The sequence below is a fragment of the Micromonospora sp. LOL_023 genome (assembly GCF_048060115.1).
Lineage (GTDB): Bacteria > Actinomycetota > Actinomycetes > Mycobacteriales > Micromonosporaceae > Micromonospora_E.
Genome location: NZ_JBHMIM010000015.1, coordinates 72,077 through 84,692, shown reverse-complemented (window position 1 = coordinate 84,692; position 12,616 = coordinate 72,077). Strand labels below are relative to the sequence as shown.

The following is a 12,616-nucleotide window of genomic DNA, read 5'->3' as shown; positions in this document are numbered from 1 at the left end:
GCTGCTGGAGCGCAACTCCTGCGAAGTGCTCGAGATTTGGTAGTTAGCTTGCTGAGATCTTGGTATCTGCACTCCTCGGATTATGGTAGTTTGACATCCTGGGATTTGGTACTTCCTCCTACGGAGGGGACCGGGGTGATGGAACCACTCGCCGGGATCGCACAGCGGCGAGTCTCTGCGCTGCTCGATGACCTGCTCCGGGTGGAGCCGGTCATCGCTCTACACGGCCCTCGCTCCGTTGGCAAGTCCACAGTCCTGCGCGCTCTCGCCGACCGGCATGGGGTCCCCGTTCTAGACCTGGACGAGGTGGGCATCCGCGACGCCGTGGTGGCCAACCCGCAGACAGCTGTCACTGCGCCGGGCCTGCTCTGCGTGGACGAGTATCAGCACGCCCCGCAGATCCTCGACGCGTTGAAGGCTCGACTCAACCGCGAAGGCAGCCGGCCGGGTACCGCAGCGCTGACCGGGTCGACCCGCCAGGACGCGCTGCCCCGCACCGCGCAGGCGCTCACCGGCCGCCTGCACACCATGACGATCTGGCCCATGTCACAAGGAGAGATCGGCGGCGTCCACGAGAATTTCCTGCCGGCGCTTCGCGCAGCGCCCGACGCGACCGTCGCAGCTTGGCCGGCGTCAACGACCACCCGGACGGAGTACGTCGATCGACTCTCCGCGGGAGGGTTCCCCTTGGCCCTGCGCCGCACAGGCCCCGCGCGCGATCGTTGGTTCGACGACTACGTCCGCCAGTCGCTGGAGCGCGATGCCATCGAGCTTGTCCGGGTACGGCAGCGCAGCATGCTGCGCGAGATGCTGGGTCGACTGGCTGGACGAACCGGGCAGGTACTCAACCTGACCAGCGTGTCCCAGGGCCTCACAGGTGAGCGCAAGACTATCGAGGGCTATGTCCGCCTCCTCGAAGACCTCTTCCTCGTCGACCGACTCCCTGCTTGGGGTACGACGCTACGCGCGCGAGCCGCAGCATCACCGAAGGTGCATGTCGTCGACACCGGGGTGGCCGCCCGGCTGTTGCGAGTCTCCCCCGCCAAACTCGCCACACTCGACCCGACCGCCTTGACGGAGTTTGGGCACCTCCTCGAGAGCTTCGTCGTCGGCGAGCTTCGCAAGCAGGCCTCCTGGCTTGACGAATACGTAACTACGGGGCACTGGCGCACCTATAACGGCGACGAGGTCGACTACGTCATCGAGTTCGACGACGGCAAGGTCCTTGCGTTCGAAGTCAAGGCGAACGAACGCGTCGCGGGCGCAGACCTCAAAGGCCTCCGGGCGCTACGGGACGCACTCGGCGACAGGTTCATCGCCGGCGTGGCGTTCAGCACCGGACTACGCTCGTTCACCTACGAAGACCGCATTCACATCATGCCCGTCGACCGACTCTGGACACCCGTCAGAGGCTGACCTCGGCCCTTCACCAAGGGGAATCGGGCCGGTCCCACCCCCGACCTGACCTGCTTCGCCACCACCATCGGCCTCACCCCACCCTGACCCGATGAGGGGGTGCAGGTCGGCGACCTGTTGCTGGGTCAGGCCTCGGGCCTTGCGTACCTCGGCGAGGCGGTGTCCGACGACGGTGGCCAGCAGTTCCCGCTTGCCGGCCTCGACCGCCTGCTCGCCACCGGCCCGATCGACGTATGCACTACGGACGTTGCTCCAGCGCGTGTAGGCCATCACGGTTTTCCTTCCTGCTCGGCGCGTTCCGTCAAGTAGATCCCGTAGCGAAGTTCGGCCAAAGGAGGGGTGGTCTGCTCTCCACGCCTGACCCCACCCTGGCCGGCCGGATGGTGTCCCGACGACCTGGCCAAATACGATGCGTCGCATGCCTGCCGCGCCACCCCTTGCGCTCACCACAGATCTGAGCACCAGCTACCCCGAAAACGTCGAGCTACGTGCTGCCCTGGACAAGGCGGACTGGGCCGCAGCGTCGGAGCTGATCATTGGTCAGCCGCCTGGGGCCGGCACCGATCTGATCTGGTACGCCAGCACGGTCGACGCCGCCCACGAGGTGGCGCGGCGCCAACACGACACTGACCCGACCGACGGCACCGCCGCGGCTCTGCTCGGCGCTTGCCTGATCAATCAGGCGTGGGCGGTCCGGACCCGGGCTCGCGCCGAGTTCGTCAGCCAGGAGCAGTTCCGCGAGTTCTTCCGTATCCTGCGGATCGCCGAACGTGTCCTCATCGACGCGACCGCGTACCACCCAGACAATTGTGCGGCCTGGTCGTACCGTCTGGTCACCGCCCGTGGCCTGCAGCTCGGCCAGGCCGAGGTCCGTCGCCGCTACGACCGGCTCGCCGAGACCGATCCGCATCACCTTGCCGGGCAGCGGCAACTGCTGCAGCAGCTATGTCCGAAGTGGGGCGGTTCGTTCGAGCAGATGCTCGCCTTCGCCCGGCAGTCGGTGGCCGCCGCCCCGTCCGGTGCCCTCAACGGGCGTCTCGTCGCCGAGGCCCACGCCGAGCAGTGGCTGGAGCTGAAAGGCAGCGCGCTGCGTGACTTCCGCAAGGATCCGCAGGTGCGTCAGGAACTGCGTGACGCCGCCGCCAGGTCCGTGCTGCACCCGGCGGCGACCCGGGTGTACGGGTGGGTGGAGGCGCACAACGCCTTCGCCATGATCTTCAGCGTGATCGGTGACCACGCTGGTGCCGCGCCGCACTTCGCGGCGGTCGGCAACGTGATCGCGTCCGACGCCTGGGCGTACGTCAACAACCCGGTGGCATCGTTCGGACGGTTCCGTGAGCTCGCGACGAAGGCCGCAGGTGAGGCACGATGATCCGGCAACTCGACGTCGACGGGGTCCCGGCGCTGCTGGCCCCGACCGGAGGACCCACCCACGCCGGACTGATGTTCCGGGTCGGTCAGGCCGACGAGACCCTGGCCCGCCGTGGCCTCACCCACCTGCTCGAACATCTGGTCCTGCATCCGCTGGGTGCCGCCGACTACCACTACAACGGCACCACCGGCAGCGTCGTCACCCACTTCCACCTGCAGGGGTCCGTCGATGACATCACCACCTTCCTGACCGGGGTGTGTGCTTCGCTGCGAGAGTTGCCGGTGCACCGCATGGCGACCGAGAAGGCGATCCTGGACACCGAGTGGGCCGGCCGGACCTCAGCGACGACCGATCAGTTGCCGCTGTGGCGTCACGGTGCCCGCGACTACGGGCTGGGTTCCTTCGCGGAGCTCGGGTTGCCCGTGATCACCGACGAGGACCTGCAGGAATGGGCGGCCCGCTACTTCACCCGGGAGAACGCGGTCCTCTGGCTGGCCGGCGCGGAGCTCCCGTCGGGCCTGCGGCTGGACCTGCCGACCGGTAGCCGGATGCCGGCACCTGTCGCGTCGTCGGCGCTGCCGACGACGCCGGCCTACTTCCACGGCCCCGGTCGGGCGACCGCGACCGACATGGTGGTGCCCGCCGGAGCCGCCGCCACTGTCTTCAGCGGGGTATTGGAGCGGGAACTGTTCCGGGCTCTGCGGCAGCGCGATGGCCTGTCGTACACGACGGCAGCCCACTACGAGCCACGCGGCGACGGCAATGCGGTGATCACGGCTGTCGCGGACGCCCCGACGGGCAAGGAGACTGCGGTCCTTGGTGGATTCGTCGACGTGCTTGCCAAGATCCGGGTCGGCCGGATCGAGGAGACGGACGTGGCTGCGGTGGTTGGCAAGGCCACCGCGTCGCTGTCCAGCATCGAAGCGGATGGTGCCCGGCTGCCGTCGATGGCGCTCAATCTGCTCACCGGCCAACCGGTTTCGTCCAGCGACGATCGGACCCGGCAGCTGAAGGAGGTCACCGTCGAGTCGGTGCAGGCGGTGGCGACGACCGCGCTGAAGTCGGCGCTGCTGATGACGCCCCGTGGGCGTGGTGCCGACTGGGCCGGTTTCGTGGAGGCGGAGTCGGGCACGGTGGGGTTGCTGCCTGGCACCAGCCACCGGGGACTGGGCGGGCTGGACGGCCAGCGCCTGGTCATCGGGGCGCAGGGCGTCAGTCTGGTCAGCGAGTCCGGGCAGGTGGCGTCGGTTCGCTATGACCGCTGTGCGGCGATGTTGGCCTGGCCGGACGGTGGCCGCCAGCTGATCGGCGACGACGCGGTCAGTATCCGGCTGGAACCGACGGTGTATCAGGGTGCCACCGCCGAGCTGGCCGACGCGGCGGTCCCGGCCCAGCTGCGGGTCGATATGCCGGCCCGTGACCCGCAGGAGATCCCGCAACCGGAGACTGCTGGCGGGTCCCCTGGCCGGTACACCCAGGCCGGTGCCACCGCAGGCGGTGCGATCGACCGGTTCCGGGGGCTGAGCGGCGGACAGAAGTTGAATGTCGGTGCGCTGGGGCTGGTCACGGTTGTCGTCGGGGCCGCCGTACTGGGGCTGACCATCGCCATGATCGTCGGAGCGGTCGGCTTCCGGCCGCTGCCTGCGATCGGCAGTTGGATGGCGGTCGGATACCTCGGCCGGGCGTTCCTCAAGGCATGGAAGAACGCCTACTGAACGGCGCAAACCCGAAATCCGGCACTAAGACCGTTTCGCGCCATTTATCGTATTGGTATGCCGGTACCGACCCTGAAGCCCCACCGGGCGTAGCGACCAGCGGATGGACTTCGAGTCGGTTGTTCTGATCGTCGGAACGACGATCGACGCGGTCGGGGTGCTGATCATCATCGCCGGGCTGCTGGTGGGCAGCGTGGTCTACCTGCGCGACGTCATTCGCCAGCACGGCCTGCGGGCCAACTACCGCCGCTACCGGCAGAACATCGGCCGGGCGATCCTGCTCGGCCTGGAGTTTCTCGTCGCCGGTGACATCATCCGGACCGTGGCGATCTCGCCGACCTTCGAGAGCGTCGGCGTCCTGGCGTTGATCGTCGTCGTGCGTACCTTCCTCAGCTTCTCGCTGGAGGTCGAGATCGACGGCCGGTGGCCGTGGGGCAAACGGGCCACCACCAGCGACGGCCCGGCCGGCCCGGGATCTGTCGGAGGAGGTTCGTAGACTCCGGCGCCATGGCGATGGTGACCTTTGTCGACGAGAGCACGGCGGGTGCGCGTACCCCCGCTTGGGCCTTGCGGATCTTCGAGGAGCGGTTGACGCTGCGGGAGTTGATCCGCCGGCGCATCCACCAGGAGGTGGCCGAGTACCACGCCGCCGAGGCGACGCCCCGGCGGGCGCTGGTGCAGCCGACCCCGGTGGAGCGGGCGCTCAACGGTGACCCGGGCGCCCGACCGCGCCCCAGGGTCGACCCGGAGAAGCAGGTCGCCCTGGCCGAGACCGCGTTCAGCCGCAACGGGTTCGTGGTGCTCGTCGGCGACCGGCAGATCGAGGAGCTCGACGAGGTGGTCGATCTGCGCCGCGACACCGAGGTCACCTTCCTCAAGCTCGTCGCGCTGGTCGGTGGCTGATGACCACGACGGGCATGAGATCGATCTGGCGGGTCGAGCGGGTCGGCGAGCTGGTAGCGGCCGGCGAGATGGCCGACCTGGCCGGCTACCTGCAGACCCATTCGAAACAGGCGCTGGACAGCAAGGCGGCATGGGCGGCGATGCGCCCGTTGTCCCGGCCGGATCTGGTACGCCTGGTGCGCGTCATGATCGAGGCGACCCCACCCGGGCACCGACGGTCGTGGGCGGCGATGGAGGTCCTTTCCCGGCTAGCCCGGCGGCTGCCGGACGACCTGACCGAGGCAGACGCCCAGGTCATCGCCGAATTCACGGTTCGGGAGTGGATCTGGATCCCGGCCGGCGCGCTGGAGGTGGTGGCCCGCCGCCTGGCCGTCGCTGGCGGGCTGCCCGAGGCGCTGCTGCGGACGGTGATCCACCGGTCCGGTGAGAGCGCGAGGCTGCGCCAGCTGATGGTCGAGCTGGGTCTTGCCCCGTTGTCCACCAAGGACCCGTGGGCCGGGCAGATCCTGGCCGAGCTGCCTACGCTCGATCCGGTCTGGCCCCGGCTGGTGGCACATTCCAGTGGCGCGGTGACGGTGCGGCCCCCGGCCGCCTGGACCACCGAGGCGCGGAAGTTGCTCGCCGAGGTCGACCCGGACCAGGCCGGTGCGGCGCTGAGCCGGTGGCTGGGCCTGGCGTGCCGTACGCCGGAGCAGCCACCGGCGGCGGCGAACGCGGACGTGTTGCGTGGTCTGCTCTGGCTGGTAGAGCTGACCGACCCGACCTTGGGGCAGGTCCGCCAGCTGGGCGCACTGGTCGAGGTGATGTTGCGTCGGCTGCCGGGGATCGGGCCGGCCAGCCCGAAGGTGGCCAACGCGGCGGTCGGGGTGCTCGGCCGGCTCGACAGCGAGGCGGCGTTGGCGCAACTTGCCCGGCTGTCGGCGCGGCTGACCTACAAGGGCACCCGCAAGGAGGTCGACAAGGCACTCGACGCCCGTGCGGCGGCCCTGGGCATCAGCCGGGGCGAGATCGAGGAGTTGGCGGTGCCCGACTACGGCCTGTCCGAGGTCGGCCGGCACGAGGTGTCGGCCGGCGGTTGCCGGGTCGAGCTTCAGGTCAGCGGTACGGCCACCACGGTGACCTGGTTCAGCGAGTCCGGCCGGGCGGTGAAGAGCCCACCGGCGGCGGTACGCCGCGATCATCCGCAGGTCGTCGCGGACGTCAAGGCGCTTGCCAAGGACGTGACCGGGATGCTGGCGGCGCAGTCCGCCCGGCTGGACGGGCTGTTCCTGGCCCGGCGCGGCTGGACCATGTCGGTGTGGCGGGAGCGCTACCTGGACCATCCGCTGGTCGGCACGCTGGCCCGGCGGCTGCTGTGGCTGGTCGACGGGGTGCCGTGCGGCTGGGCCGATGACGCGCTGCGGACGGTCGACGACGCCCCGGTGCGCGCTGCCGCCGACGCGTCGGTGCAACTGTGGCATCCGATCGGCCGGCCGGTGCCGGAGGTGGTGGCCTGGCGGGACTGGCTGGAGCGGCACCGGGTGGTGCAGCCGTTCAAGCAGGCCCACCGGGAGGTGTACCTGCTCACCCCGGCCGAGGAGACGACCGGGACGTACTCGAACCGGTTCGCCGGGCACATCCTGCGTCAGCACCAGTATCACGCGTTGGCCGCCGCCCGGGGCTGGGCCGACAAGCTGCGGCTGATGGTCGACGACGACTACCCGCCGACGGTGCGGGAGTTGCCGCAGTGGGGTCTGCGGGCCGAGTACTGGGTGGAGGGGATCGGCGACGACTACGGTGTCGACACCACCGACGCCGGATCCTATCTGCGGCTGGTCACCGATCAGGTGCGGTTCTATCCGATCGACGCCGCCGCGAACTCGGCGCACGCCTCCGGCGGTGGCTACAGCCGGGACATGTGGCGGCACGGCGACGCGGATCCGGCCGAGCCGTTGCCGTTGGATCGGGTGCCGCCGCTGGTGCTCAGCGAGGTGATGCGCGACGTCGACCTGTTCGTCGGGGTGTCCAGCGTCGGCAACGACCCGACCTGGTCGGACGGTGGACCGCAGGGCAGGTACCGGGACTACTGGACGTCGTACAGCTTCGGGGAGTTGTCGGCGACCGCCCAGACCCGCCGGGACCTGCTGGTCCGGCTGCTGCCCCGGCTGGCGGTCGGCAGGCAGGCCAGCGTCGACGGCCGGTTCCTGGTGGTTCAGGGGGAGCTGCGCACCTACAAGATCCATCTGGGTTCGGGGAACATCCTGATGAGCCCGAACGACCGGTACCTGTGCATCGTGCCGGACCGGTCGACGTCGCGGTCGGCCTCGGCCGCCGGGCAGCAGGAGTTCCTGCCGTTCGAGGGCGACGGGGTCCTCGCGGTGATCCTCAGCAAGGCGATGCTGCTGGCCAAGGATTCGGAGATCACCGATCAGACGATCGTCCAGCAGATCGAGTCGGCCCGATAGTGAGCTTCGGTGTCGCCGGCCGGATCCCTGCCTTCATCCACCCTGCAGACCTGTTGGCGATCACCCGTGTGGCCGCATCCGCCGGCTGGGCGTCGCCGCGACCGTGGCGCTCGTCGGGGCCGTACTCGCCCCCGTCGACGCACCCGCGCAGGCCGCGCAGCAGCAGACCTGGTTGCCTCGCTCGTCGTACACGTCGACCGACACCGGCGACGGCAGCTACTCCGTCCCGCTGCTGCGCTCCGACGTGCCGGACATCAGCGTCGAACGGGTCTCGGCCGCAGACAACGACGAGGGCCGCGACATCTACTACATGATCAGCACCACGATGCACCTCAGCCCCGGTGCGCCGATCATGAAGTCCTACGACCTGGTCGACTGGGAGATCGTCAACTACGTCTTCGGCCGGGCAAGCATCGGCGACTCGTTCTCGCTGCGCAACGGGCAGAACTCGTACGGCCAGGGCCAGTGGGCGTCGTCGCTGCGCTACCACGACGGCATGTTCTACGTCGCGTTCAACACCAACAACCTCGGCGGGCGTACGTCTACCGTACCGACGATATCGACGATGGTGCCTGGCGGCGGACCGCGCTCGGCCGCGGTCTGCACGACCCGTCGCTGTTCTTCGACGTCGACGGCACCCCGTACATCTTCTACGGATCCGGTGGCACCAGCGCGGTGCGGCTCAACGCCGACCTGACCGCCATCGAGCGGAACTACCCGAACATCTTCACCGCCGCCGACTACGCCGGCCAGCCGTTCATCGGCGGACTGTTCGAGGGCGCCCAGTTCTACTACATCGACGACTACAACTGCGCGGTGCTCATCACCTGGCCGTCCGGGCAGGGCCGGCAGGTCGTCATGTTCCGCTCCACCGAGCTGCTCGGCCGCTCCACCTCGGCCGGTGGCGTTAACACATACGTTGCCCGTAGGGTGCTCAACTCCAACGGCTTCGCCCAGGGCAGCCTGGTGCCGATCGCCATCGCCGACGGCGGCACCGACTGGCACGGCATGTTCTTCCGCGACACCTTCCCGATCGGCCGCATCCCGGCGCTGATCCCGGCCACCTGGTCCGACGGCTGGCCGGTCTTCGGCACCAACGGCGTGGTGCCGGTCGGCGGCACGTGCGCCAAGCCGGTCCAGCTCAGCCCGGCCGAGGAGCTGTTCCATCGGCAGCAGAGCATCGTCGTCTCCGACGACCTCGCCAACGACGCGCCGCACAAGGCGTACCAGGACGAGCAGTGGACGATCCCGACCCCGCCGCCGACCGGCGATCACCCGACCGAGGCCGAGATCACCCCGAACGGGTCCTGGCTCGACATGGCGTGGGGGTGGAACCACGGCCCGGACAACCGCTACTGGTCGCTCACCGACGGAACGGCTGGCTGCGACTGACCACCGGCAAGGTCGTGACCGGCGGGTACGTCTACACGAAGCTGTCCAACCGGGCCGAGCTGGCCTGGTTCGAGGAGGCCCGCAACACGTTGTCGCAGCGTACCTTCGGGCTACGCCAGTCCGTCGAGACCAGGATGGACATCTCCCGGATGCGCGACGGCGACGTGGCCGGCCTCGCCGCGTACAACCGGGGCTTTTCGTACGTGGCGGTCATACGCGTCGCCGGCGTCAACACCCTCGGGCTGTTCAACTACGCCACCCAGAGCACCGGCGGGCAGGTCGACTTCGACCACTACCTGCTCAGCGACGTGCTGACCGCGCAGGGCCGGCTGCTGGACACCGGCGCCCTCGACGACGCCATCGCGTACGCCGGCACGCTGTCCGAGGCCGACTACCCGGCGGACGCCCGGGCGGCGATGCGGGCCGCACTCGACGCCGCGGTGATCGCGCGGGGCGGCCAGTTCGGCACCCAGAACCAGATCGACGCGCCGGAGCGGGCACTGAGCTACCAGCTGGCCCGGCTCGGTGTGCTCCGGCTCGACGTGCCGAGACTGCTGTCGGTCACCGCGTCGAGCCGCTGCCTGGCGAAGAAGGCGCAACTGGTTGTCGAACTCACCAGTGTCGCCCCGTCCCGGGTGACCGGCGCGGTGACCTCGCCGTACGGCAGCAAGGAGTACGGGTCGCGCCGGCGGCGAGCAAGGTGCGGACCTTTCCGACCGGTGTGGCGTCGATGTCGGCCGGCGAGGTGACGGTGACCGCGACGGCACGCGTCGACGGTACCCCGGTCAGTGCGACGGTGACTGTGCCGTACGCCGCGCAGAACTGCCAGTGACCGAACTCAACCCACCAAACCGGAATCACTCAGAGAGGATTCTCGTGAGACGACACGTGACAATGACGGCCCGGCGACGGGTCGGCGCGCTCACGGCGGTCGGCGCCCTGATCGCCGCCGGGCTCGTCGCCCCGGCGTCGCCGGTCTACGCCGATGACTCCGACCTCGTCGTCAACGGCGGGTTCGAAGCCGGACTCGACGGCTGGTTCGTCAACAACGGCAACGCCACCGACAGCGCAACGCTGACGCCGACCGACGACGCCTAGACGGGCGCGACCGCGGTGCTCGTCACCGACCGGGTGACGACCGGATCCGGCCCGATGCAGGACCTGACCGGCAAGGTGCAGGCCGGACAGACGTACACCCTCACCGGCCCGGATCAAGTACGACAACGAGGCCTCGCCGGCGACCAAGCAGTTCTTCGCCACGATGCACTACGGCGGGGCCACCTACACCAACCTGGTCAGCGTGACCGCGACCAAGGGCCAGTGGGCCCAGTTCACCGGGCAGTTCACCATCCCGGCGAGCCAGAGCGTCGCGACGGCGCGGCTGTTCTTTGAGACGCCGTGGACTTCTAACCCCGCCGCGGACTCGGACCTGCACCTGATGGACTTCACGCTCGACGACGTGTCGGTGGTCGGCGCCCCGCCGCCGGCGGCACCGTCGAAGACCATCGAGGTCGTCGGCAAGCTGCCCGGCGAACACAACCCGTTGATCGCACAAGTTCGGGGCCGACGGGTACGGCTTCGTCCACGACGGCCGGGTCTACCTGTACCTGACCAACGACACCCAGGGGTACGCGCCGAACCCGGCTACCGGCGTCTCACCGGGCATCAACTATGGCGACATCAACCAGATTACGGTGATATCCACGACCGACATGGTGAACTGGACAGACCACGGCGAGATCCAGGTCGCGGGCTTGAACGGGGTAGCGCCGTTCACCAACAACTCGTGGGCGCCCGGCATGGCCCGCAAGGTGGTCGACGGTGAGGAGAAGTTCTTCCTCTACTACGCCAACGGCGGCGGATCGAGCAACGTGATCACCGGCGGGTCGCCGCTCGGCCCGTGGACCAGCGAGCGGACGAGCACCCTGATCGACGGCCGTACGCCCGGTGCCGAGGATGTCGCCTGGAAGTTCGACCCGGCTCCGTTCGTCGACGACGACGGCGAGGAGTACCTCTACTTCGGCGGCGGCCCCGCGTCGACCAGCATGCCGGCGGCGGAGCGGTTCAACAACCCGAAGAACCTCCGGGCGATCGAACTCGGCGACGACATGGTGTCGACCGAGGGCACGGCCGCGGTCGTGGACGCCCCGGTGGCCTTCGAGGCGGCGCAGGTGTTCAAGCGTGACGGCAGGTACTACCTGTCGTACTCGTCGCACTTCGGCGGGCCCGACTTCGGCGGCAACCAGACGCCGCTGCCCGGCTACCCGGCGGCGGCCAGATCGGCTACCTGATCTCCGACGGCCCGATGTCGTGGCCGAAGGAGACCTACGCGGGCGTGCTGTTCCCGAACCAGTTGCAGTTCTTCGGGGCCGGCACCGGCGGTAACAACCACCAGTCCGTGTTCGAGTACGAGGGCAGATCCTACTTCACCTACCACGCCCCGACGCTGAACAAGCGGATCAACGGCAACACCACCCAGGGCTACCGCAGCCCGCACATCCAGGAGTTGACCTTCAACTCCAACGGCACCATCCAGCAGGTCGTCGGCACCTATGCCGGCGTCGACCAGGTCCGCGACTTCGACCCGTACCGTGTCTTCGAGGCCGAGACGTTCGGCTGGAGCAAGGGTGTCGCGACCGCGAAGGTCGACGGCGGGTCGCCGCAGTTCGGCGACGCGGCGCCCAACCTGGTGGTGCGCGACGTCGACGACGGCGACTGGACTGCGCTCTCCTCGGTGGACTTCGGCGCCGGTGCCGCGAGCCTGACGGCGAAGGTCCGCCCGCTGGTGGACGGCGGGTCGATCCAGCTCCGGCTCGGCGACGTCACCGCGCCGGTGGTGGCGACCATCGGCGTCGACGGGCCGCTGGGCGAGTGGGACGGAGCTCACCGCTTCCCTCGACGGGGTCACCGGGGTGCACGACGTGTACTTCACCTTCGTCGGACCGGCCGGGGACGACCTGTTCGAGGTCGACTCGTGGTCGTTGACCCCGGCGGCGGACGGCCCGGATCACCGGCACGGTCACCACCGGGTACGGCGAGAAGGAGTACGACGTACAGCCGGCGACGAGCAAGGCGCGGACCTTCCCGACCGGTGGGGCGGTCGTCCCGGCCGGCACGGCGACGGTGACCGCGTCGGCGTGGGTCGACGGCGAGCTGGTGTCGATGTCGCTGGACGTGCCGTACGAAACGCACATCTGCGACTGATCACGCGAGCAGGGCGGCCCGGCCAACGCTGGGCCGCCCAACGGTCAGCTGGTTTCCAGACAGAAAATGCCCCTGACCAGCCGATTGCAAGCGATGCCGCATCTTGTGGCAATCCGGAAGAGGCGCAATGCTTCCGCGTATGCGATGGTCGATTCACGTTGTAGGCTCTT

General features: G+C 69.1%; 13 protein-coding genes and 1 pseudogene. All 14 read left to right on the top strand.

Annotated features, from left to right (window positions below; all coding sequences use genetic code 11):
• Positions 1-138 precede the first annotated feature (138 nt).
• The 14 genes and pseudogenes from ACFHVL_RS10870 to ACFHVL_RS10805 all read left to right on the top strand — a co-directional run bounded on the left by ACFHVL_RS10870 (position 139) and on the right by ACFHVL_RS10805 (position 12,610).
• The gene (locus ACFHVL_RS10870) at positions 139-1,416 is read left to right on the top strand and encodes an ATP-binding protein (protein WP_416627488.1); all 1,278 of its coding nucleotides are present in this window, start codon (positions 139-141) and stop codon (positions 1,414-1,416) included.
• Positions 1,417-1,515: 99 nt separating this feature from the next.
• The gene (locus tag ACFHVL_RS10865; protein ID WP_416627434.1) at positions 1,516-1,725 is read left to right on the top strand and encodes a hypothetical protein; all 210 of its coding nucleotides are present in this window, start codon (positions 1,516-1,518) and stop codon (positions 1,723-1,725) included.
• Between the two features lie 109 nt (positions 1,726-1,834).
• Positions 1,835-2,788, top strand: coding sequence for a hypothetical protein (locus tag ACFHVL_RS10860; protein WP_416627432.1), 954 nt, complete (start codon positions 1,835-1,837; stop codon positions 2,786-2,788).
• Positions 2,785-4,503: an insulinase family protein gene (locus ACFHVL_RS10855; protein WP_416627431.1), complete on the top strand. Its 1,719-nt coding sequence runs from the start codon at positions 2,785-2,787 to the stop codon at positions 4,501-4,503. Before ACFHVL_RS10860 ends, ACFHVL_RS10855 begins: the two co-directional genes overlap by 4 nt.
• A 103-nt stretch (positions 4,504-4,606) precedes the next feature.
• Positions 4,607-4,999, top strand: coding sequence for a DUF1622 domain-containing protein (locus ACFHVL_RS10850; RefSeq protein WP_416627430.1), 393 nt, complete (start codon positions 4,607-4,609; stop codon positions 4,997-4,999).
• 11 nt (positions 5,000-5,010) lie between these two features.
• Positions 5,011-5,406 carry a hypothetical protein gene (locus ACFHVL_RS10845; RefSeq protein WP_416627429.1) on the top strand — a complete coding sequence of 132 codons (396 nt, stop codon included), beginning with the start codon at positions 5,011-5,013 and terminating at the stop codon, positions 5,404-5,406.
• Between the two features lie 14 nt (positions 5,407-5,420).
• Positions 5,421-7,850 carry a DUF4132 domain-containing protein gene (locus ACFHVL_RS10840; RefSeq protein ID WP_416627427.1) on the top strand — a complete coding sequence of 810 codons (2,430 nt, stop codon included), beginning with the start codon at positions 5,421-5,423 and terminating at the stop codon, positions 7,848-7,850.
• A 103-nt stretch (positions 7,851-7,953) separates the two neighbouring features.
• A complete protein-coding gene (locus ACFHVL_RS10835; protein WP_416627425.1) occupies positions 7,954-8,547 on the top strand; it encodes a family 43 glycosylhydrolase in 594 nt (197 codons plus the stop codon).
• On the top strand, positions 8,526-9,242 hold the full coding sequence (locus tag ACFHVL_RS10830; protein WP_416627423.1) for a hypothetical protein: 717 nt from the start codon (positions 8,526-8,528) through the stop codon (positions 9,240-9,242). The genes ACFHVL_RS10835 and ACFHVL_RS10830 overlap by 22 nt, the downstream gene beginning before the upstream one ends.
• 14 nt (positions 9,243-9,256) lie before the next feature.
• Positions 9,257-9,991 carry a hypothetical protein gene (locus ACFHVL_RS10825; RefSeq protein WP_416627422.1) on the top strand — a complete coding sequence of 245 codons (735 nt, stop codon included), beginning with the start codon at positions 9,257-9,259 and terminating at the stop codon, positions 9,989-9,991.
• A 139-nt stretch (positions 9,992-10,130) separates the two neighbouring features.
• Entirely contained in the window at positions 10,131-10,340 is a 210-nt protein-coding gene (locus tag ACFHVL_RS10820) for a hypothetical protein (RefSeq protein ID WP_416627421.1), read from the top strand.
• A gap of 163 nt (positions 10,341-10,503) precedes the next feature.
• Positions 10,504-11,067 carry a hypothetical protein gene (locus tag ACFHVL_RS10815; protein WP_416627420.1) on the top strand — a complete coding sequence of 188 codons (564 nt, stop codon included), beginning with the start codon at positions 10,504-10,506 and terminating at the stop codon, positions 11,065-11,067.
• A complete protein-coding gene (locus ACFHVL_RS10810) occupies positions 10,958-11,533 on the top strand; it encodes a family 43 glycosylhydrolase (protein WP_416627419.1) in 576 nt (191 codons plus the stop codon). The genes ACFHVL_RS10815 and ACFHVL_RS10810 overlap by 110 nt, the downstream gene beginning before the upstream one ends.
• A gap of 14 nt (positions 11,534-11,547) precedes the next feature.
• Positions 11,548-12,610 (top strand): annotated as a pseudogene (locus ACFHVL_RS10805) (carbohydrate-binding protein).
• Positions 12,611-12,616 lie beyond the last annotated feature (6 nt).